This window comes from Mycobacterium scrofulaceum, assembly GCF_002086735.1.
GTDB classification, from domain to species: Bacteria; Actinomycetota; Actinomycetes; order Mycobacteriales; family Mycobacteriaceae; genus Mycobacterium; species Mycobacterium scrofulaceum.
This window is the reverse complement of record NZ_MVIJ01000027.1, coordinates 15,657-36,023: the sequence shown is the minus strand read 5'-3', so window position 1 is coordinate 36,023 and position 20,367 is coordinate 15,657. Positions and strand designations below refer to the sequence as shown.

At 71.2% G+C, this 20,367-nt stretch carries 18 protein-coding genes and 1 pseudogene; 8 read left to right on the top strand and 11 right to left on the bottom strand.

Features of this window, described 5'->3' with window-relative positions; all coding sequences use genetic code 11:
- Complete coding sequence (locus BST44_RS17655) at positions 1-477, top strand: type III secretion system chaperone family protein (RefSeq protein WP_083178400.1); 477 nt, start codon at positions 1-3, stop codon at positions 475-477.
- Here BST44_RS17655 and BST44_RS17650 read toward each other — a convergent pair.
- Positions 474-1,703 (bottom strand): acyltransferase family protein, encoded by a 1,230-nt coding sequence (locus BST44_RS17650; protein WP_142274552.1) that lies wholly within the window; start codon positions 1,701-1,703, stop codon positions 474-476. The genes BST44_RS17655 and BST44_RS17650 overlap by 4 nt on opposite strands.
- Before the next feature lie 130 nt (positions 1,704-1,833).
- Between BST44_RS17650 and pgfA the strand changes: the two genes are divergently transcribed.
- Positions 1,834-3,114 carry a cell envelope lipid trafficking protein PgfA gene (gene pgfA / locus BST44_RS17645; RefSeq protein ID WP_142274551.1) on the top strand — a complete coding sequence of 427 codons (1,281 nt, stop codon included), beginning with the start codon at positions 1,834-1,836 and terminating at the stop codon, positions 3,112-3,114.
- Positions 3,115-3,122: 8 nt separating this feature from the next.
- Positions 3,123-4,927: pseudogene (locus BST44_RS17640) on the top strand (MmpA family trehalose lipid delivery protein).
- On the opposite strand, the gene BST44_RS17635 reads toward BST44_RS17640, so the two are convergent.
- Positions 4,911-6,065, bottom strand: a complete 1,155-nt coding sequence (locus BST44_RS17635) for a glycosyltransferase family 4 protein (protein WP_083178397.1) — start codon at positions 6,063-6,065, stop codon at positions 4,911-4,913. The pseudogene BST44_RS17640 and the gene BST44_RS17635 overlap by 17 nt on opposite strands.
- Positions 6,066-6,128: 63 nt before the next feature.
- On the opposite strand from BST44_RS17635, the gene BST44_RS17630 reads away from it, so the two are divergent.
- The 4 genes from BST44_RS17630 to BST44_RS17620 all read left to right on the top strand — a co-directional run bounded on the left by BST44_RS17630 (position 6,129) and on the right by BST44_RS17620 (position 9,545).
- On the top strand, positions 6,129-6,911 hold the full coding sequence (locus BST44_RS17630; RefSeq protein WP_083178396.1) for a class I SAM-dependent methyltransferase: 783 nt from the start codon (positions 6,129-6,131) through the stop codon (positions 6,909-6,911).
- A 91-nt stretch (positions 6,912-7,002) separates the two neighbouring features.
- Positions 7,003-8,472, top strand: a complete 1,470-nt coding sequence (locus BST44_RS17625) for an aldehyde dehydrogenase (RefSeq protein ID WP_083178395.1) — start codon at positions 7,003-7,005, stop codon at positions 8,470-8,472.
- A 285-nt stretch (positions 8,473-8,757) separates the two neighbouring features.
- The gene (locus BST44_RS31345; protein ID WP_007167324.1) at positions 8,758-8,889 is read left to right on the top strand and encodes a hypothetical protein; all 132 of its coding nucleotides are present in this window, start codon (positions 8,758-8,760) and stop codon (positions 8,887-8,889) included.
- A gap of 89 nt (positions 8,890-8,978) precedes the next feature.
- Positions 8,979-9,545 (top strand): TetR/AcrR family transcriptional regulator, encoded by a 567-nt coding sequence (locus BST44_RS17620; RefSeq protein WP_083178440.1) that lies wholly within the window; start codon positions 8,979-8,981, stop codon positions 9,543-9,545.
- Positions 9,546-9,549: 4 nt separating this feature from the next.
- On the opposite strand, the gene BST44_RS17615 is transcribed toward BST44_RS17620, so the two are convergent.
- The 7 genes from BST44_RS17615 to BST44_RS17585 form a co-directional block, all read right to left on the bottom strand.
- A complete protein-coding gene (locus BST44_RS17615) occupies positions 9,550-9,846 on the bottom strand; it encodes a hypothetical protein (RefSeq protein ID WP_083178394.1) in 297 nt (98 codons plus the stop codon).
- Positions 9,843-11,354, bottom strand: a complete 1,512-nt coding sequence (locus BST44_RS17610; RefSeq protein ID WP_083178393.1) for a class I adenylate-forming enzyme family protein — start codon at positions 11,352-11,354, stop codon at positions 9,843-9,845. Before BST44_RS17610 ends, BST44_RS17615 begins: the two co-directional genes overlap by 4 nt.
- 103 nt (positions 11,355-11,457) lie before the next feature.
- The gene (locus BST44_RS17605) at positions 11,458-12,243 is read right to left on the bottom strand and encodes a crotonase/enoyl-CoA hydratase family protein (RefSeq protein ID WP_142274550.1); all 786 of its coding nucleotides are present in this window, start codon (positions 12,241-12,243) and stop codon (positions 11,458-11,460) included.
- Positions 12,244-12,342: 99 nt separating this feature from the next.
- The gene (locus BST44_RS17600) at positions 12,343-13,752 is read right to left on the bottom strand and encodes a WS/DGAT/MGAT family O-acyltransferase (protein ID WP_083178391.1); all 1,410 of its coding nucleotides are present in this window, start codon (positions 13,750-13,752) and stop codon (positions 12,343-12,345) included.
- A gap of 44 nt (positions 13,753-13,796) precedes the next feature.
- Positions 13,797-14,975: an alpha/beta hydrolase gene (locus BST44_RS17595; protein ID WP_083178390.1), complete on the bottom strand. Its 1,179-nt coding sequence runs from the start codon at positions 14,973-14,975 to the stop codon at positions 13,797-13,799.
- Between the two features lie 188 nt (positions 14,976-15,163).
- On the bottom strand, positions 15,164-15,832 hold the full coding sequence (locus tag BST44_RS17590) for a class I SAM-dependent methyltransferase (protein WP_083178389.1): 669 nt from the start codon (positions 15,830-15,832) through the stop codon (positions 15,164-15,166).
- A gap of 185 nt (positions 15,833-16,017) precedes the next feature.
- Positions 16,018-16,821, bottom strand: coding sequence for an alpha/beta fold hydrolase (locus tag BST44_RS17585; protein WP_439330735.1), 804 nt, complete (start codon positions 16,819-16,821; stop codon positions 16,018-16,020).
- A gap of 134 nt (positions 16,822-16,955) precedes the next feature.
- Here BST44_RS17585 and BST44_RS17580 point away from each other — a divergent pair, with 134 nt between their 5' ends.
- A complete protein-coding gene (locus BST44_RS17580) occupies positions 16,956-17,855 on the top strand; it encodes an alpha/beta hydrolase (protein ID WP_083178388.1) in 900 nt (299 codons plus the stop codon).
- Positions 17,856-17,862: 7 nt separating this feature from the next.
- Here the strand turns inward: BST44_RS17580 and BST44_RS17575 are convergent, their stop codons facing one another.
- Together BST44_RS17575 and BST44_RS17570 are read right to left on the bottom strand one after the other, a co-directional pair.
- Entirely contained in the window at positions 17,863-19,167 is a 1,305-nt protein-coding gene (locus BST44_RS17575; protein WP_083178387.1) for an amidohydrolase family protein, read from the bottom strand.
- A complete protein-coding gene (locus tag BST44_RS17570) occupies positions 19,161-20,351 on the bottom strand; it encodes a CoA transferase (protein ID WP_083178438.1) in 1,191 nt (396 codons plus the stop codon). The genes BST44_RS17575 and BST44_RS17570 overlap by 7 nt, the downstream gene beginning before the upstream one ends.
- Positions 20,352-20,367: the final 16 nt, after the last annotated feature.

The following is a 20,367-nucleotide window of genomic DNA, read 5'->3' as shown; positions in this document are numbered from 1 at the left end:
ATGCAAATCGAACCGCTGAGCACCGGGCTGATCGACCGTTACCTGCAATCGCGTCAGTTGCGGTTCTTCCGCAGCGACGACGGCGAGGAGTTCCTGATACTGCCCGGCTACGAGCGCGGCAAGCTGCACGTGACCCTGCGAATCAACGGTTTGCGGCGCGACGTCTTCGAGATCTCGATCAGCCCGGCCGGGTACTACCCCGCCGCCGAGCGGCCGCGGCTGATGGAGCTGGTCAACGACTGGAACCGTGAAACCCATTGGCCCAAGGCGTTTGTGCGCGAGACCGCCCGGCCGAGCCACGTCAGCGTGGTCGGCGAGAACGCCTACCTGCTGACCGACGGCATCCACCTCGAGGCGCTGGGCGGCCTGGTGCGATCCACCGTGGAGTACGGGGGCGACCTCTTCGAGAAGATCGAGCGGGCCGTCTGCCTGCCGTCGGCGCACGCACTCGAAGAGTGGATGGACCGCACGGGTTAGGGCGCGATGGCGTCCGCTTCGACGTCGAGGCTGTCCGGGGTCTCGGCCGGCCTCTCGCGTTTCTCCCAGCGGCGCAACGCTTCCCGGCACGGCGACTCGACCAGCCCGTAGCTGACCGCGGCGATCGCCCACCCGAAAATCAGCGTCAGCGCCAGCACGGCGGGCATCCGGCCGGTGAACGCGAACGTACCCAGCACCGGAAAGACCATGGCGAGCGCGGCCAGGTGCCACACGAACAGGCCGTAGGACCAGCGGCCCAGCGTCACCATGGCGGTGCTGCCGAGCAACCGGTGCGGGGTATCGATCCGGTCCAGCACCAAGGGCGCGACCAAGGCCAACGCCACCAGCGAGCCCGCCGCCGTCTTCACCGCGAACTGAGTGGCGGTGCCGGGGATCAGGCCCTCCGGGCCCGCCAGCGGGGACGCCGCCAGCAGGTAGGCCAGCACCGCGACGGCGGCCATCACCACCCGCCGGCGCGCCAACCGCACCGGCAGCCCGACGGGGCTGTGGACCCATTCCGCCAGCAGCATGCCCGCGGCGAACCAGGAGAAGAACGCCGGCGGCCAGTTGAGCGGGTTGGTGCCGGACCCCGAATGGATCGGCACCCAGCCCCACGCCCAGCTCAGGGCGGCCAGCGCGGCGATCGCCGGCACCCGCCCGCCGACCGGCAGCCGCCGGGCCAGCAGGGCCAGGATCGGCAACGCCAGATAGAAGCTGACCTCGACCGACAGGCTCCACATCTGCGTCAGCCCGCCGGTCAGGGTGAGCGGCACGTAGATCTGGGTCAGCGTGAGGTTGGCCAACCACACCGTCGGGCTGGCGTGATCCGCGTCGGGCAGCAGCGTCAGGATCACGACGACCGCCACCACATAGGCGGGCATGATGCGCACCGCCCGGGACCGCAGATAGTGGCCGGTGCGGGGGCGCGCACTCAGGCCGCGCGCGGCCGCGGCGTGGCCGCGCCACAGCAGGAAACCCGACAACGCGAAGAACACGGCCACCGCGAGGTCGAAGCGGCCGAAGAGCCGGCCGGTGACGCCGCTGGAGTGTCCGGTCTGGAAGGCGACGTGCGTGACGACCACACCCATGGCCGCGCACGCGCGCATCCCCTCCACCGCGGGCAGGAAGCTGCGCGCCCCACCCACCTGCCGGCCATCCGTCACCCCCACAGTCTGCATCTGATCGGTTCGGGGACTAATGGGTACACCCGAAGGACCCGCTCGCATCAGCAACAGGTTCGTAAGCCGGGGCCTTACGTTCTGCTGTTAGGGTCGAACGGGTTTGCCTCGGTGCTTGCTCAGGTCGGGGCGGGTCGCGGCTGACTTCGCAGGAGAGCATCTAGGAGGGCACAGCAACGTGAACCGAGCAGTCATGTTGCGGTTCGCCGCATGCGGGATCATCGGACTCGGCGCCGCCCTGCTGATCGCCGCCCTGCTGTTGTCCACGTACACCACCAGCAGGATCACCAAGGTCCCGCTCAACATCGACACCACCTTGATCAGCGACGGCACCGGGACCGCGCTCGATTCCGCGTCGCTGTCGACCGATCACGTCGTCGTCAACCAGAACGTGCCGCTGGTGTCCCAGCAGCAGGTCAGCGTCGAGTCGCCGGCCAACGCCGACGTGGTCACGCTGCAGGTCGGGACCTCGGTGCGGCGCACCGACAAGCAGAAGGACACCGGCCTGCTGCTGGCGATCGTCGACACCGTCACCCTCAACCGCAAGACGGCGATGGCCGTCTCCGACGACACCCACCCGGGCGGCTCGGTCCAGAAGCCGCGCACGTTCAACGACGAGAACCCGCCCACCGCGATGCCACTGCGGCACGACGGGCTGGCCTACCGGTTCCCCTTCCACACCGAGAAGAAGACGTACCCCTACTTCGACCCGATCGCGCAGAAGCCGTTCGACGTCAACTACGACAGCCAGGACGACGTCAACGGCCTGACCACGTACAAGTTCACCCAGAACGTCGGCTACAACGCCGACGGCAAGCTGGTCGCTCCCGTGGCCTACCCGTCGCTGTACGCCGACCAGGCGACGGACTCCAAGTTCACCGCCTCCGCGGCGATGTGGGGCCTGCAGGGCGGCGACCCGGCCGAGCAGATCACCATGACCCGCTACTACGCGGCGCAGCGGACCTTCTGGGTGGACCCGGTGTCGGGCACCGTCGTCAAGGAGACCGAGCACGCCAACCACTACTTCGCCCGTGACCCGCTCAAGCCGGAACTGACGCTGGCCGACTACAAGGTCACCTCCAACCAGGACACCGTCGAATCGCAGGTCAACGCCGCCCGCGACGAGCGCGACCGGCTGGCGCTGTGGTCGCGGGTGCTGCCGATCACGTTCACGGCGGTCGGTGTGATCGCGCTGGTTGCCGGCGGCCTGCTCGCCTCGTTCAGCCTGCGGACCGAGAGCGCGTTGACCGACCCCGGCCTGGACCGTGGTGACCAGGACTTCTTCGGCCGCAGCGGGCTCGAGGAGCCCGTGCCGGGTGCCGAGGCCGAGACCGAGAAGCTGCCCACGCAGCGCCCGACGTCGCGCGATGACCCCGACGCCGACGCTCCCACCCTGGGCGCCGATGAGCCACCCGAGTCGGGGCCGCCCGAGCCCACCGGTCCACCCGAACGCGAGTAGCCCACCACGTGCGCTGGACCCGGCCCGGGTACGCGTTGGCCTTGGCGCTGTTGGTGGTCGGCCCGCTGCTGGGACCCGGGTACCTGCTGCTGCGCGACGCCGTGTCCACGCCACGCTCCTATCTCTCCGATACCGCGCTGGGCCTGACGTCGGCGCCGCGCGCGACACCTCAGGACTTCGCCGTGGCGCTGGCCTCGCACGCGCTGGACGGCGGCGTGGTGGTGAAGGCGCTGCTGGTGCTGGGGCTGTGGCTCGCGGGATGGGGCGCGGCCCGGCTGGTCGCGACCGCGCTGCCCGATGCCGGCGTGGCCGGCCAGTTCGTGGCCACCACCCTGGCGATCTGGAATCCCTACGTCGCCGAGCGGCTGCTGCAGGGCCACTGGAGCCTGCTGGTCGGCTACGGCTGCCTGCCCTGGGTCGCCACCGCCATGCTGCGGCTGCGGACAAGTTCCGGCTCGTTCTTCGGGCTGGCCTTCTGGATCGCGCTGGCCGGGCTGACGCCGACGGGGCTGTTGCTGGCCGCGGCCGTGGGGCTGGTGTGCGTGGCCGCCTGCGGCGCCGGCCGGTCCCGTTCGCTGTGCGCCGCGGTGACGCTGGGTGTCGCGCTGACGGCCGCGCTGCCCTGGCTGACCGCCTCGGCGCTGGGCGCGTCGTTGACGCCCCACACGGCGGCGAACACGCTGGGGGTTGCGGCGTTCGCGCCGCGCGCCGAGCCGGGCCTGGGCACGCTGGGCAGCCTGGCCGGCCTCAGCGGCATCTGGAACGGCGAGGCGGTGCCGATCTCGCGGACCACGATGTTCGCGGCGGCGTCGGCCGTGGTGTTGCTGGGCATGGTGGCGGCCGGGTTGCCGACGGTGCTGCGCCGCCCAGCGGCGCGACCGCTGCTGGCGGTGGCGGCGGCGGCCGTGCTGGTTCCGGCCGCGCTGGCGACGGGCCCGGGCCTGCACCTGCTGAGCGCGCTGGTCGATGCCGCACCCGGCTTCGGCGTGCTGCGGGACGGGCAGAAGTGGGTGGCGCTCGCCGTGCCGGGCTATGCGCTGGCGGGTGCCGGCGCGGTGGTGACGCTGCGGCGGTGGCTGTGGCCGGCCGTGACGGCGCCGGTCTGCTGCCTCGCGCTGATCTTCGCGCTGCCCGACCTGGCCTGGGGGGTGTGGGGCCAGGTGTCGCCCGTGCACTATCCGCGCGGGTGGGCGGCGGTGGCCGCCGCGATCAACGCGCGGCCCGCGGCGGTGGCGGCGTTGCCGGCCGGCACCATGCGGCTCTACACCTGGGCGGGCCGCGCGCCGGTGCTGGACCCGCTGCCCCGCTGGGTGCGTGCCGACGTGCTGAGCACCGGCGACCTGGTGATCTCGGGAACCGTCATCCCGGGCGAGGGCAACCACGCCAGGGCGGTGCAGCAGCTGCTACTGAGCGGGCCCGAGCCGTCCGCCCTCGCCCCGGCCGGCGTGGGCTGGCTGGTGGTGGAGTCGGACACCGCCGGCGACATGGGGGCGTCCGCGCGCAGCCTCGGTGCGCTGACGCCGGTCTACCGCGACGACGACCTCGCGCTCTACCGCCTCGGCGGCGACACCGCCCGGGTGCCCGCCGGCACGCGCACGGCGACGTTGATCGCGCATCTGGCATGGCTGGCGACGCTGATCGTGGGCGGAGCCGGCGCGTTGGCCGGCCGGCTCCGGCGCGACGACACATGACCGGGCGCGAAGACACGGACCCGTCGCGACGACACATAACCGGGCGCGAAGACACGCCGACGCGGCGCGCAATGGATTATGTCTCGCGGTGCGGTGCCCGCCGGGTCACACCACGCCGCTGACGAAGTCGCCGGCTCGCACGGCCTCCAGCACGGTGCGCATGGCGTCGGCGCTCTGCCGCCAAGAGAATTCGCCGCTGCGGATGTGCGCCTTGGCGCCGAGCTGATCGCGCAGCACGGGGTCGGACAGCAGCTCCTCGAGACGGTCCACCAGTTCGGCGTGGGTGTCCACCAGGATGCCGGTCACCTCGTCGACGATCGAATCCGACAGGCCGCCCGAGGACCGGTACCCGATGGTCGGCACCCGGTGCTGGGCCGCCTCGACGACCGCCAGGCCCCACCCCTCCTTGCGCGAGGGCAGCAGTTGCACCCACGCGCTTTGCAGCACATGGTGTTTCGTCACGTCGTCGACGTGGCCATGGAACGTCACCGCGTCGGGGATGCCGAGCCGGCGCACGTGGTCGACCAGCCGCTGGCGCCACCAGCCGTCGCCGACGATGTCGAGGTGCAGGCCGCCGATGCGCGGGCGCAGCTCGGCGACGGCCTCCAGCGCGTCTTCGATCTGCTTGTGCGGCACCAGCCGCGAGAGCACCACCACCCGCGGCGCGGCGGCACGGGGGCCGGACAGCGTGCGCGCCGGAGCCTCGTCGAGGCCGTTACGCACCACGGCAATGTGCGCGTTCTCCACCCCGAGTGTCACCAGGTCGCGGGCCGACGGCAGCGACACCGTCACGTACTGGTTGCGGCGGTTCACCCGCGGCGACAGCGTCGACTCGACGAACCAGCCGAGCCGGCCGAGCACCGGGCCTGCCACCGGCCACTGCTCGCGGTGGCAGTGGTGCACCAGGACCACCGCCCGCCGGCCGTACACCAGGCGGGCCAGGAACGGCAAGCCGTTCTGGGTGTCGACGACCACGTCGGGTCGCACCCGCCGCAGCGGTCCGAGCCCCAGGCGTGCCGCCGCCATCGCCAACAGGGCCCAGACGTAGACGGAGTAGCGGCCGCCGGCGCGGTCGATGCGCACGCCGTCGAGAACTTCGCGCCGGGGCGCGCCGGGATAGCGGGCGGTGCGCAGCGTGACGTCGATGCCGGACGCGGCCAGCTGCGCGCCGATGCGCTGCAAGTAGGCTTCGCTGCCGCCGCCCTGCGGGTGCCCGGTATCGCGCCAGCACAGCAAGAGTACGGAGCGTAGGGCGGACATCACTGGTCAGCCTAGCCCGCCGACGATGCGGCGACGGGCGCCGGCGCTGCGTAGGGTTGGCCGGTGGCCGCCGCCCGCTCCCCCACCCGAGTTTTCGCGCGGCGGGCGACGCTGGCCCGGGCGCTGCGGCTGCTGTCCGAGTTCCGCTTCGAGCGTTCGGATCCGGCCCGGTTCTACGGCGCGCTGGCGACCGACACCGCGGCGATGGTGGGCGACCTGTGGCTGGCCGCGCACGGCGAGCCCCCGGCCGGCCGCACGCTGCTCGACGTCGGCGGCGGGCCCGGATACTTCTCGGAAGCGTTCGCCGACGCCGGAATCCGCTACCTGGGTGTCGAACCCGACCCGAGTGAGATGCACGCGGCCGGACCCCCGGCCGCGAGCGGCCGCGGAACCTTCGTGCGCGCCTCGGGCATGGCCCTGCCGTTCGCCGACGACTCGGTGGACATCTGCCTGTCGTCCAACGTCGCCGAACACGTGCCGCGGCCCTGGCAGCTGGGCGGCGAGATGCTGCGGGTGACCAAGCCGGGCGGGCTGGCCGTGCTCTCCTACACCGTGTGGCTCGGCCCGTTCGGCGGCCACGAGATGGGCCTGACCCATTACCTCGGCGGCGCCCGCGCCGCCGCCCGATACGCCCGCAAACACGGCCATCCGGCGAAAAACAACTACGGGTCGTCGTTGTTCGCCGTGTCCGCGGCCGACGGCCTGGCGTGGGCCGCGAGCACCGGGGCGGCGGTCGCCGCATTTCCCCGCTACCACCCCCGATGGGCGTGGTGGATGACGTCGGTGCCGCTGCTGCGCGAGTTCTCCGTCAGCAATCTGGTCCTGGTGCTTTCGCCCCGGTACTGAAACATGTTCTCGTTTCGCGCTTGCTTGGGTAGGGTGGCGCCATGCCCGCTGTGACGATGCAAGGCGGAGCGACGAGGAGGAGCGGCCGAATATGACCGACAGCAAGACCGAATACGACAAGCTTTTCATCGGCGGCAAGTGGACCGAGCCGTCCACTGACGAGGTGATCGAGGTGCGCTGCCCGGCCACCGGCGAGTACGTCGGCAAGGTGCCGCTGGCGGCGGCCGCCGACGTCGACGCCGCGGTCGCCGCGGCCCGCGCGGCCTTCGACAACGGGCCGTGGCCCACGACGCCGCCCAAGGAGCGCGCGGCCGTGATCGCCAACGCGCTCAAGCTGATGGAGGAGCGCAAGGACCAGTTCACCAGCCTCCTGGCGGGCGAGACCGGGCAACCGCCGACCAGCGTCGAAACCATGCACTGGATGAGTTCGATCGGCGCGCTGAACTTCTTCGCCGGCCCGGCCGTCGAGCAGGTCAAGTGGAAAGAGATCCGCACCGGCGGCTACGGGCAGAGCATCGTCCACCGCGAGCCGATCGGCGTGGTGGGGGCGATCGTCGCGTGGAACGTGCCGCTGTTCCTCGCCGTCAACAAGCTCGGCCCGGCCCTGCTGGCCGGCTGCACCGTGGTGCTCAAGCCGGCCGCCGAAACCCCGCTCAGCGCAAACGCTTTGGCGGAAGCGTTCGCCGAGGCTGGGCTGCCCGAGGGCGTGCTGTCGGTGGTCCCCGGCGGCATCGAGACCGGGCAGGCGCTGACGTCGAACCCCGGCGTCGACATCTTCTCGTTCACCGGCAGCTCGGCCGTCGGCAAGGAGATCGGCCGGCGCGCGGCGGAGATGCTCAAGCCGTGCACCCTGGAACTCGGCGGCAAGTCGGCGGCCATCGTCCTCGACGACGTCGACCTGCCCTCCGCCGTCCCGATGCTGGTGTTCTCCGGGATCATGAACAGCGGGCAGGCCTGCGTGGCCCAGACCCGCATCCTGGCCCCGCGTTCGCGATACGACGAAGTCGTGGATGCCGTCAGCAATTTCGTGCAGGCGCTGCCCGTGGGCCTGCCGTCGGACCCGGCCGCCCAGATCGGTTCGCTGATCTCGGAGAAGCAGCGCGCCCGGGTCGAGGGCTACATCGCCAAGGGCATCGAGGAGGGCGCGCGCCTGGTCTGCGGCGGCGGCCGTCCCGAGGGCCTGGACACCGGATTCTTCGTGCAGCCCACCGTTTTCGCCGACGTCGACAACAAGATGACGATCGCGCAGGAGGAGATCTTCGGCCCCGTGCTGAGCATCATCCCCTACGACACCGAGGAGGACGCGATTAAGATCGCCAACGACTCGGTGTACGGCCTGGCCGGCAGCGTCTGGACCACCGACATCGACCGCGGCATCGCGGTCTCGGAGAAGATCCGCACCGGGACCTACGCGATCAACTGGTACGCCTTCGACCCGTGCTGCCCGTTCGGCGGCTACAAGAACTCGGGCATCGGCCGCGAGAACGGCCCGGAAGGTGTCGAGCACTTCACCCAGCAGAAGAGCGTCCTCATGCCGATGGGGCACACCATCGACGCCTGAGGCGTCCGCACCGAACGTGCACTCACCGCGAGATTTTCGCTGATTTCTCGCGGTGGGTGCACGTTCGGCGTTTCCGGCGGGCCCCGGCCCCGCCCCCCGTGCCGGAAATTATGCAAAAAAGCATAAAATGCCGTCTGGGGCGCTACCGCCAACCGCCGCAGAAGCAGTCCGCCGGCCGCATTTCCCGTGCTTCTGCGGTTTATAGGAAGTTGATTTGCCTACTGGACCGATGTCTTATATGCTTCTCAGCATAATCATGGTCGGCGCACAGGCCGGGAGAGAATCATGTGGATCATCGAGCTGAACATCGGCGGCTATCAATTCACCCGCGAGATGCCCGACCTGAAGCGCCGGAGTTTCCGCTTCAGCCCGCGCGGCATGCACTGGCCGGTACTGCGGCATTCGCACGCTGCGTGACGTTGGCCCCGGGAGGCACGAGAGTGGCGACCACGAGCGAGACCCTGCAGGACATCACCCCCACCAAGCGCGGCGGCACGCGTAAGAAAATGCTGGCCAGCGCCGCCGAGGTAATGCGTGAACGAGGCGCCGCGGGCGTGACCATCGACGCGGTGCTGGCCCGCAGCGGCGCGCCGCGCGGCTCGGTCTACTACCACTTTCCCGACGGCCGCAATCAGATCCTGATCGAGGCGCTGCGCTATTCCGGCGATGCCATCACCGCGATGATCGACGACGCCGCCGAGCAGGGCGCCCGCGTGCTGCTGGGTAAGTTCGTCGAGTTCTGGGAGCGCCTGCTGACCGATGGCGGCTTCAATGCGGGCTGCCCCGTGGTGGCCGCGGCGATCGGCTCGGACGACGACGACGCCAAGCTCTCCGCCGAGGCCGGCGCCATCCTGGGCCGCTGGTGCGCCGCGCTGACCCGGGCGTTCACCCACGACGGCTTCGACGAACCCTGCGCCGCCTCGCTGGCGGTGATGTCAATCGCCGCCCTGGAAGGCGCCATCGTGCTGTCCCGCTCGACGGGCAGCATCGACCCGTTGCGCCAGGTCGGTGATCAGCTCGAATTCCTCATCAAGGCAAGGGAATTCGTGGTCCGCAACAAGATCACGGAGTGAGGCGTCAGTCGCTGGCCGGCAGCGGCTTGACCTCTTTGAGCTGCAGCGGGTTCGCGCCGACGCTCAGGCTCCCGGCGCCCGGCTTGGTCACCAGCACCTCGGCACCGGTCTCGTCGACGTAGCGCTTGCCCATCACGGTGCCGTCGGAGAAGGCCGGGTCCAGTTCGCCGGAACGCTCGGCGCCGATCGGCACCATCGGCGCACCGCCACAACGCAAGTCGTCGAGGCTGTCGGCGCTCCTGACGACGATCACCTGCGTGTCACACACCTGGCTGGCCAGGCGGGTTCCGTTCTTGATCATGCACGTAGCCCTTCTAGCATCTCGATGATCTCCCGGCGAAGAACCTTGCCGGTGGGGGTCGTGGGCAACTCGTCGCGAAAGACTACTCGGTCGGGGGTTCGCGACCCGCGCAGGCTTTTCCGGACGTGCTCGCGCAGTTCCTCGGGATCCGGTTCCGCCCCAAGGTGGGGCACCACCACCGCGACGATGGCCTGCCCCCACTGCGGGTCCTCGACGCCGACTACGGCGACGTCGCGCACGTGCGGGTGCTCGACCAACACCTCTTCGAGCTCGGCGGGCGCGATGTTCTCGCCGCCGCGGATGATGGTGTCGTCGCTGCGGCCGCCGATGAACAGGTAGCCGTCCTCGTCCAGCATGGCGATGTCTTTGGTTGGGAACCACCCGTTTTCGTCGAGCACCGAACCGATCCCGGTGTAGCGCCCGGAGACCTGCTCGCCGCGGACGAACAGCTCCCCCGTCTCGCCGGGCCCGAGCACGTTGCCGTCCCCGTCGCGAATCTCGATCTCGATACCGGGTACCGGACGCCCCACCGACGCCAGCCGCCTGGCGACCGGGGGCTCCGAGGCGCCGTGCGCCGCCCGGTGGTCGTCCGGGGTCAGCACCGCGATGGTCGAGCTCGTCTCGGTCAGGCCGTAGGCGTTGACGAAGCCCACGTGCGGCAGCAGCTCGAGGGCCCGGCGCACCAGCGGCAGCCCCACCTTGGAGCCGCCGTAGGCGAGGTTGCGCAGCGACGGCAGCTGGTGACCGCCGGTCTCCAGCGCGTCGACGATGCGGTCCAGCATGGTGGGCACGACGGTCGCGGTGGTCACGCTTTCGGCGTTGATCAACCGAATCCATTCCTGCGCATCGAAATTCGGCAGGTACACCATCTTGCGGCCGGCGTACAGGTTGGACAGGGCGGCGCCCACGCCCGCGATGTGATAGGGCGGCACGCAGATCAGCGCGGCGTCGCTGTCGGTGGCCGACTCGAATTCCACCGTGCCGGTGACGTAACTGGTCAGGTTGTTGTGCGACAGCTCGACGGCCTTGGGCTGCGACGTGGTTCCGGAGGTGAACAGCACGATCGCGACCGACTCCGGGTCGGGGAACGCCGGTTCGAAGTCGGCCGCCCCGCCTTGCGCGGCGGTCAGGAATTCGTCGGTGGTCAGCATCCGGCCGGAGGCCTCGCCGACCGTGTCGCGGTAGCGCTCGTCGACGATCACCATGGGCTCGGGCAGGCGTTCGACGAGCGCCTGAATGGCGTCGGCGGACAGCCGGTAGTTGATCGGGGTGAAGGCCACCCCGGCGCGGGCGGCCGCGAAGATCAGCACCGGCAGCGGCGCGCCGCCGGTACCCACGTAGGCCACGTGTTTCGCGTTCGACCCGGCGATCACCGCGGCGCCGCCGTCGGCGAGATCGCTGAGCTGCTGCGTCGTCAGCCGCAGGGCCCCGGTGGACCCCTGGGAAACGACGGCCGTGCGGTCGGGATTGCTCGACGCGGCCATCTCCAGCAGCAACGAAATACTCACGCGTGCACTTTCTCCGGTATCAAGACGTTACACAGCTGGCCAAAAGTGTCATGTTCGACTGTAGCTTAGATCACCCGGCACCGGCGCGGAGCGGGCCGGTGGCTCAGCTGCCCGTCCAGCGCGGCGGACGCTTCTCGGCGAAGGCGATCGCGCCCTCCTTGGCGTCGTTGGAGGCGAACACCGGGGCCAGGAGCTTGTTCTGCTCGGCGAACATATTCTCGGGACTCCAACCGCGCGACTCGACGATGATCCGCTTGGTGGCGGCCACCGCGAGCGGCCCGTTGGCGGCGATCTTCTCGGCCAGCGCGATCGCCTCCTCGAGCGCCCTGCCTGGTTCGGCCAGCACGTTGACCAGCCCCAGCCTGTGGGCGCGCTCGGCGGGCAGGTTGTCGCCGGTGAGCGCGAGTTCCATCGCGATGGCCGGCGGGATGCGCTGCGGCAGCCGCAGCAGCCCGCCGCCGCCGGCGACCAGCCCCCGCTTGACCTCGGGGATGCCGAAGGCGGACTCCCTGGACGCCACGATCAGGTCGGTGGCCAGCGCCAGCTCGGTGCCGCCGGCCAGGGCGTAGCCCTCGACCGCGGCGATGAGCGGCTTGACGGGCGGACGCTCGGTGAAGCCCATGCCGCGGCCCTCGACGATGGGCAGTTCGCCCCGGGCGAAGGCCTTGAGGTCCATGCCCGCGCAGAACGATCCGCCGGCGCCGGTCAGGATGCCCACCGAGAGGCCCGGGTCGCCGTCGAGCCGGTCGACCGCCTCGGCCAGGCCGTTGGCCACGGCAGCGTTGACCGCGTTCTTGGCCTTCGGCCGGTTGATCGTGATGATCAGGATCCGATCCCGCTGTTCGACCAGGACTTCGGGTTCGTTGGCTTCGTCGCTCACGTGCCGCACAGCTCCTTCGGTTAGGGGTGGCTGCTGTCGCAGAAGATGCTAGCGGCCGGCGGAAATGACGTTGGCACCAGTCGAGAGTCGCGTTTCCACCGACGGCCCTCAGGCCGGCGCCATCGCCGCTTCGACGACCGTGAGTTCCTCAGAAAGCCCTGCCGCCCTGCGTATTTCGACGAAGTCGGCGACCATCGCCTCGGTCACCTCGTGCGGGTCCTTGAGCGTGGCGCCGTCGGACAGCACCGAGATATTGAGCTGGTCGACGTAACTCCACACGGTGATGTTGAGGCCGCTGCCCGCGGTCAGCGGGCCCACCGAGTAGATCTCGGTGACCAGCGCCCCGCCCACCCGGCCGCGTTCGCGCGGACCGGGCACGTTGGAGATGTTCAGGTTGAGGATCTTGTTGTCGCCGTCGCGGCCGGACGCCCACCGGAAAAAGGCCTGGGTGGGCGCGGGCGGCATGTAGGCCGCCCAGCGGCTGACCAGCTCCGGCCCCATCAGCTGGTTGCCTTCCTTGGCGGCGATGGCGTTCTCGTGGCTGCAGCGCACCCGCTCCAGCGGGTCGTCGGAATCGGTCGGCAGGCCCACCAGCACCCCGGTGAACCGGTTGCCGGAGATCCGCTCGGGCGAGAAGTCGAAGCTCATCGGCACCGACGCCAGCAGGGGTTCGGCCTGGCCGTCGTAGCGGAGCAGCAAGGTTCGCAGCGCGCCGGCCGACATGGCGAGCACCATGTCGTTGATCGTCGCGCCCAGCCGCTTGCCGGTCTCCTTGACGTCGGCCAGCGCCAGGGTGGCCGTGGCGAACCGGCGCTCGGGGGTGATCTTGTGGTTGATGAAGCTCGCCGGCGGTTCGAACGGCCGGCTCAGCTCCGGGGACAGCTTGCGCGAGCTGCGCCGCACCCGGCGCAGGCCCTCGGCCGTGTAGCGGATCGTGTGTGGGATGCGCCCGACGTGGCGCAGGTGGTCTGCGAAGGCCGAACTCATCAGCTGGCGCGTGGTGGGCGCCGGATCCGAAACGTACGGCCCGCCCTCCGGCCCGGGCTGCAGGTCCATCCCGCGGGCCATCAGGTTGGCCGAGGCGACGCCGTCGGCGAGCGCGTGGTGAATCTTGCCGACCACCGCGATCCGGTTGTTCGCCAGGCCCTCGACGAAGTACATCTCCCACAGCGGGCGGCCGCGATCCAGCGGGGTGCTGGCGATGCGGCCGATGGCCTCGTCCAGCTCCCGCCGCCCGCCGGGGGCGGGCAGCCGCCAGGGCCGGATGTGGTACTCCAGGTCGACCTCGCAGTGCTCCCGCCACATCGGATGGTGGAGCTTGAACGGGATTTCGACCAACTGGTAGCAGAACGGCTCCAGCTTGCCCAAGCGGCCGCGGATGACTTCGCGGAACGCCTCGATGCCGAAGTCACGCCGATCGGAATCGAGTTCGATCACAGCGGCTTTGATGGTGTGCATGTGCACGTTCGGCGTCTCGCTGTACAGCAGGACCGCATCCCACCCGCTGAGCCTTTTCACCGCTGCCCCTTGCCCATAGAGGGACCATACTCAGCAGCAGCAGTTCAGATCACCTCTTTGGCCGCGTTTGTCTTGGTGCGATAAACCTGGTTGAGGAATAGCGAAGTCGCGTGCGCCGCCGCGCCGGCCCGCTCCCCGTCCACGAGGTCGTATCCATGGCCCGCACCGGGCAGCTCCAGGTAGCCGACCATCGAATGCGAGACGGCCCGCATCCGGTCGACGAAGCTGCGCGCCTGCTCGACGGGGATCACGCTGTCCTTGCTCCCGTGAATCACCAAGAACGGCGGCGCATTTCGGTGCACCCGGGCCATCGGCGACGCGTCCCGGAACACCTCGGGGTGACGGGCGATCCGGCGCTTGACCACCACCCGCTCCAAAAAGTCGACGAACCGGTCCCGCTCGGGTGTGGACCGGTCCTCCCAGTCGTAGCGACCGTAGATGCCGACCACCGCGTCCACCGACGTGTTGGCGCCTTCGGGCAGCTTCGCGCGGTACTGCGGGTCGTCGGGGGTCAGGCCTGCCAGCGCGGACAGGTGGCCGCCGGCCGAACAGCCCGCGACGGCGACGAAATCGCGGTCGCCGCCGAACTTGTCGACGTTGGCGCGCGCCCACGCGATGGCGGTCTTGACGTCGATGATGTGCCGCGGCCACCGGTGGTGCGGGGCGACGCGGTAGTCGATCGCCAGGCAGACCCAACCCTGTTCGGCCAGCCGGGACATCAGCGCGGAGCCCTGACCCATGGCCTTGCCATGCACCCAGGCGCCGCCCGGAACGAAGATCAGCACCGGGGCGGGGTGCGCGGGCAGGTCCTTGCGGCGCCACACGTCGAGCACCTGGGCGGGGTGGTCCCCGTAGTGGACCGCGCGGCGGTGGAGGTAGCGGCGCTGACGCATCGCGTCCCAGATCGGCGGCGTCCGTAGCGCCGCGGGCCAGTCCAGTTCGAGGTCGGCGGCCGACACGATTCCCCGCAGGGCCGCGACGGACACGTCACGCGCGCTCACCCGCTCCTGGGGCGGTTCGGCGCCGTCCTTCGGCTGCCGCGGCTTGGTCATCCCGGAGAGGAAGTCGGGGGCGTGCCGGGCGCCCCATATGCCCATCGCGGTGAGGCCGCCCAGCGGTTCGAGGTGCTTGCCGACCACCGGCAGGGAAGCACCCGCGACGCTCAAGGCCAGCGCGTAGTCGCCGGGACGCGCCCGCAGCAACCACTTCGCGCACGATGTCATAGTCGGCCTCCTTGCCGTCGTGTGAGGGCAGCGTACCCCCGGCCCCGGGTCCGAAACTGACGTTTGCGTCGACGCAACGCCCGACGCCGAAAAGACATCCGGCGGGTGATTGCCTCGAAGGCATTCGCGCTCGGCCGAGCGTTTGCGTAGTTTGCTGTCGGTGCGGTGGCGGCCGGGGAGCGACACGCTCACATGGCCGCCAGGCACGCGATCACCCGGTCGCCGATCAGCCGCACACCGGTCAGCGTCAGACCGACCTGCGCGGCCAGGGCGGCGGCGCTGTCGACCCCGACCGACGCCCAGCGGAACCAGGGCCCGACCTCGCACGCGGACTCCAGCCGGACCCAGCGGGACCGGATGCCGATGTTCTCGGCGTCGAACTCGGCCACGCACCGGCCGCCGCGCGCCAGCAGCTCGGCGGCGCGCCCCAGGATGCGGCACGGGTCTCCGCCGAGGCCGACGTTGCCGTCGACCAGCAATACCGTCTGCCACAGGCCCATCGCGGGCAGCGGGTCGAACACGTCGCCGAGCAGGACCGGCGCGCCGCCGCGTCCCGCCAACCGGATCGCGGTCACCGAGCGGTCGATGCCGAGGGCCGGTACCCCGCGCTGAATCAGCCGCGCGACCAATCTGCCAGGGCCGCAACCCAATTCGATCGTCGGGCCGGTGCACATCTGGGTGACGGCTTCGTCGAAGTCTTCGTCGAACGCGTCGCCGGATCCATCACCGGGACAAGGGTCGTCGGGACATCGCGCGCCTAACCAGCGGTGCGCGGGCAGCGGCCGCAGTTCGCCGTCGTCGTGCCGGATCCAACATCGCTCGCCGCCCAGCGCGCGATCGTAAAGGTGCCCCAGCATTCACGTCCCTCGCGTCCTGCCCGACCGGGCGGTCCACGCTCGGTCCCGGTGAGGGACGTTGCGACGACGAACCAGCAACAGCCGGCACGCCGACGCGTGCCGCGCTCGCCAGCATTCCACCGATACCCCGATCTTCGCTCGGCTAATCCACCGCCCTTGGGGTACGCGCCCGGGAGCGAATCGGTTCATTCGCCGTCCGCGACCGTCGGGCCGAACAGGAAGGAGTCCAGCAGGTCGTTCACCCGGGCGGGGTCTTCCAGGGCCGCGAGGTGCGCGATCCCGTCGAGGACGCTGAAGGACGCGCCAGGGATCGACTCCGCCATGGCCCGGGTCTCGGCCACGGGGAAGGTGGCGTCCTCGGCGCCGGCGACCACCAGGACCGGGGCGGCGATGGTTCGCAGCAGGGCGTGCTGATCCGGGCGGGCGGGCACGACGCTGCGCACCGCCCAGCGGACCGAATCGATGTCGACCGCCCGCAGGTTCGCGCGCACGGCGTCGACCACATCGGGCCTCCGGCGCAGCGTCGTCGGGCCGAGGAAGGCGCGCAACGCCGACCGCGTCAGCGGCGGCCGAATCCCGCCCAGCAGCGCCGCGACCCGCAACATGGCCGCGTACTTGGCCTTCTGGGCGCGGCCGGCTTTCGATGCGGTGCAATTCATCAGGACAGCGCGGTCGAGTCGGTCGGGATACCGCGCCGCGAACGTCGCGCCGATCATGCCGCCCCACGAATTGCCGACGAAGTGGGCCTTGTCGATGCCCAGCCCGTTCAGCAGGTCGACGACGCAGCGGGCGCAGTCGCCGAACGTGAAGGCCGACCGGAGCGGCTCGCTGCCGCCGTGGCCGGGCGGATCGATCAGCACCAGGCGGTGGCGCTCCCCGAACTGCGCGGCCTGGCCCGCCCACAGGTCGCCGGTCATCAGCAGGCTGGGCCACATCAGCACCGGCGCGCCGGTGCCGGGGCTGACCTGCACGCGGATCTTGCCGAGCACGGTGTCGACGAACCCCGGCTCGAGCCGAGGGGCGTTTCCGCTCACGTTGCCTCCCCGAAGTCTTCGGATGTCTGTGCCGCCGCCTATCACTGATACCAGGCCCCCGGGTTTTCGGCGTCGGTGATACTGATGCGGTGCCGAACACCGACGTTCACCCTGACCTGCAACGGATCGCCCGGTTCGCGCCGCGCCGGCTGGTCGGTCCCCGGACCCTGCCGATCATGCGGGCGGGGATCGCGCTGCGGGGGCGCCTGGGCAGGCCCGTCCGCGACGTCGAGGTGATCACGCTGGGTTCCGGGGCAGGCGTTCGGCTGTTCCGGCCGGCGGGCGTCACCGAACCGACCGGCGCGCTGCTGTGGATCCACGGCGGCGGGTACGTGATCGGCACCGCCGAACAGGACGACCGGCTCTGCAGCGGGTTCAGCCGCCGGCTGGGGATCACCGTCGCGTCGGTGGAATACCGCCTGGCGCCCGAACATCCGTATCCGGTGCCGTTGGAAGACTGCTATTCGGCGTTGACCTGGCTGGCCGGCCTGCCGTCCGTGGACCGCTACCGGGTGGCGATCGGCGGCGCGAGCGCGGGCGGCGGGCTGGCGGCGGCCCTGGCCCTGCTGGCCCGCGACCGCGCCGAGGTGAGCCCCGCGTTCCAGTTGCTGACCTATCCCATGCTGGACGACCGCAGTTCGGCCACCGCCCGCAACGCGAACTACCGGCTGTGGGACAACCGCAGCAACCGGTTCGGCTGGGCGGCGTACCTCGGCGACGCCGACCCGCGGGTCGCCGTGCCCGGCCGGCGCGACGACCTCGGCGGGCTGCCGCCGGCCTGGATCGGGGTGGGCACGCACGACCTGTTCCACGACGAGGACCTGGCCTACGCCGAGCGGCTGACGGCGGCCGGGGTGCCGTGCCAGGTGGAGACCGTGCCGGGCGCCTTCCACGGCTTCGACCTCATCGCCCCCAAAGCTCAAGTCTCGCAACGGTTCTTCGACAGCCAGTGCGATATTCTGCGGGCCGCCCTGGCCGCGTCGGCCTGACCGCGGGTCACATCGCGAAATACACCAGCTCACCGCCGATGACGGTGGCCGCCACCATGCCGGCCTCCAGCTCGGCCAGCGCCGTCGCCGGCGGCTCGCTGAGCACACAGAGGTCCGCGGGTTCCCCGACCGACACGCCGCGCGGTTGGCCCGGCCGGTCCGGCCGGCCCAGGAACATCGTCAAAGCCTCGCGGGCGGAGACGCATTCGTCCGCGTTGAGGACCGCGCCGCTGGGGGTGGTGCGGTGGACGGCGGCGCGCATCGCCGTCCAGGGGTCGCCGTGGCCGAACGGCATGTCGGTGGACAGCCCCACCGGCACGGCCGCTTTCAGCAGGGAGGCGACCCGCCACAGCTGAGGATGCTCGTCGGCGGGGATGTCGGCGAGGTAGTGATCGCCGCGCTCGGCGACGAAATTGGGCTGGGTCACCACCGTGACGCCGAGGTCGGCCAGGTCGGCCAGGTTGTCGTCGGGCACGACGGCGGCGTGCTCGATGCGGTCCTGCGGATGGCCGCCGGCCGCCCGCAGGGCCGCGATGGCGACCACGAGCTGGGCCGCGGTCACGCAGTGCACGGCCACCGGCCGGCCCTCGCCGTGCCGGCCGCCGATCCAGTCCGTGAGCCCGTCCAGGTCGAGGCGGTCGTCGTGCAGGATCTTCTTGCCGGGGGACAGGAAGCTCGGCCGCGGCCGGAACTCGCCGCGCCGGTGGGCCACCACCAGCGACACCATGGCGTCGGCGTCGAGGTCGGGGGTGGCGTCGGTGACCCCGGTGACGCCGGTCGCGGTGATCCGCCGGCTGAGCTCCGCCAGGTCGCTTTCGCGCCGCTGCAGCAGGTCCGACCAACCGTGGTCGGCGCTGCGCAGCCGCCCGTCGGGATGATCGGCGAGCCCCACCCGGCCCAGCGCCTCGGAGTTGAGGATCCACAGCGCGCCGCTGCGGTGCTGGATACGCACGGGGACGCCGCGGACCATGGCGTCCAGCGCGGTCCGGTCCAGCTCGCCGGCCACCGACTCGTGATAGCCGACGGCGCGGATCCAGCCGTCGGGACCCGGCGTCGCATTCGACAGCAGGTGCGTCAGTTCGGTTTCCGTGCTGACCCCGGGCGGCCCGACGAAGAACGAGTCCAGCGCGGAGGCCGCCGACCGCACATGCACGTGGTGGTCGTGCAGGCCGGGCAGCACGGTCCCCCCGCCCGCGTACAGCACGCCCTCACCGGGCTCGGCGACCAGGCCATCACCCATTTCCTCGATCCGTTCACCGACCCGGATATCGGTGACGGTCCCGTCCAGCAGCGTGGCCCGCCGGATCAGCATGGCCGGCAGGCCTTTTCGGCCACCAGGCGGCGCACCGCGTCGTTGTCCTCGCCCAGCCGCGCGGCCGACCGCGCCGGCGGCGGGGCCGGCGGAGGCGGCGCGGGGCGGTTCGAGACCGACGCCTGCATCGGCAGCGCCGCATACCCGGCGGCGACGGTCGCCATCGACACCTCGATCAACTCGCCGCCACCGCGGCCCAGCGCATCGGCGACCAGTCGGGCCGCCTCCAGGCCGGTCAGCGGATCGGCGATGGCGTCGCCGCAGAACACCGGCCCGTCGGCGGCGACGCCGACGAGCCCGCCGCCCACCGCGGCGTCGTCGCCGAACGCCGGCCGGCCGTCTGGATGTCCCTCGAGGCGCAACCAGATTCGGCCCACGCCCGGCTCGATGTGCTCCGGCCCGAGCCGGCGCCGACTCAGCGCCGCGGGGCGCGAGCCCTCGATCACGACGTCGGCGACGGTCAGTAAGGCACGCAACTCGTCGGCCTGGCGGTCGAAATCGACGCAGTAGGAGAGCTTTTGTCCGTTCATCCAGTCAAAGAAGCCCGGGTTGCCCCCGCGGGTGCCGTCCGGGCGGGCCGGGCTCTCGACCTTCACCACGGTCGCCCCCGCGCGTGCCAACAGCTGCGCGCACAGCGGGCCCGCCCACATGGAGGACAGGTCGGCGACCAGGAGACCGCCGGCGTCGCGCGCCGGCCCCCGGTCCCCCCGTGGCCGTATTCGCGGCGCCGCGCGCACGACCTCGCCCAGGCTCGCTGCCGGGATGCCGAGCAGCGTCGCGCGCTCGACGATCGCCGCGCGCGGTTGCGTTGCGGCCCAACGCAGCAGCGCAGGCCACGGGTCGGCGGCCACCTTGTCGGCCTGCACCAGGGCGGGGACCGCGGCGATGTCGTCGGGACGCGACAGGGTGATCGCGCACCAGGCGTCGGCGGCCATGAGCAACCGGGTGGCGCCGCCGGCGGACACCCGGCCGCGGCGGGTCAGGCCGAGCAGGGCGGCCCGCCCGGCCAGCAGGCCGGCGGCATCGATCGTGACACCCAACCGCTCGCCGACCACCGCGGCGACCCGTCGGGCGTGCGTCAGCACGGTGGCGCGGGAGAAGTCGGGCGGCCCGTCCGGTAAGCCGGTCAGACAGGCCAGCCCGCTGCTCCCCCACATCGACGTAGCCGAGCTCACGCCCCCCATTGTGCGCGTGGCCGTC

What these genes read in the sequence shown, in the direction of transcription:
- BST44_RS17655 (WP_083178400.1), top strand. Translation starts at nt 1, where the DNA reads ATGCAAATCGAACCGCTGAGCACCGGGCTGATCGACCGTTACCTGCAA.
- BST44_RS17650 (WP_142274552.1), bottom strand. Translation starts at nt 1,703, where the DNA reads ATGCGAGCGGGTCCTTCGGGTGTACCCATTAGTCCCCGAACCGATCAG.
- BST44_RS17635 (WP_083178397.1), bottom strand. Translation starts at nt 6,065, where the DNA reads ATGTCCGCCCTACGCTCCGTACTCTTGCTGTGCTGGCGCGATACCGGG.
- BST44_RS17625 (WP_083178395.1), top strand. Translation starts at nt 7,003, where the DNA reads ATGACCGACAGCAAGACCGAATACGACAAGCTTTTCATCGGCGGCAAG.
- BST44_RS31345 (WP_007167324.1), top strand. Translation starts at nt 8,758, where the DNA reads ATGTGGATCATCGAGCTGAACATCGGCGGCTATCAATTCACCCGCGAG.
- BST44_RS17620 (WP_083178440.1), top strand. Translation starts at nt 8,979, where the DNA reads ATGCTGGCCAGCGCCGCCGAGGTAATGCGTGAACGAGGCGCCGCGGGC.
- BST44_RS17615 (WP_083178394.1), bottom strand. Translation starts at nt 9,846, where the DNA reads ATGATCAAGAACGGAACCCGCCTGGCCAGCCAGGTGTGTGACACGCAG.
- BST44_RS17595 (WP_083178390.1), bottom strand. Translation starts at nt 14,975, where the DNA reads ATGACATCGTGCGCGAAGTGGTTGCTGCGGGCGCGTCCCGGCGACTAC.
- BST44_RS17590 (WP_083178389.1), bottom strand. Translation starts at nt 15,832, where the DNA reads ATGCTGGGGCACCTTTACGATCGCGCGCTGGGCGGCGAGCGATGTTGG.
- BST44_RS17575 (WP_083178387.1), bottom strand. Translation starts at nt 19,167, where the DNA reads ATGCTGATCCGGCGGGCCACGCTGCTGGACGGGACCGTCACCGATATC.
- BST44_RS17570 (WP_083178438.1), bottom strand. Translation starts at nt 20,351, where the DNA reads ATGGGGGGCGTGAGCTCGGCTACGTCGATGTGGGGGAGCAGCGGGCTG.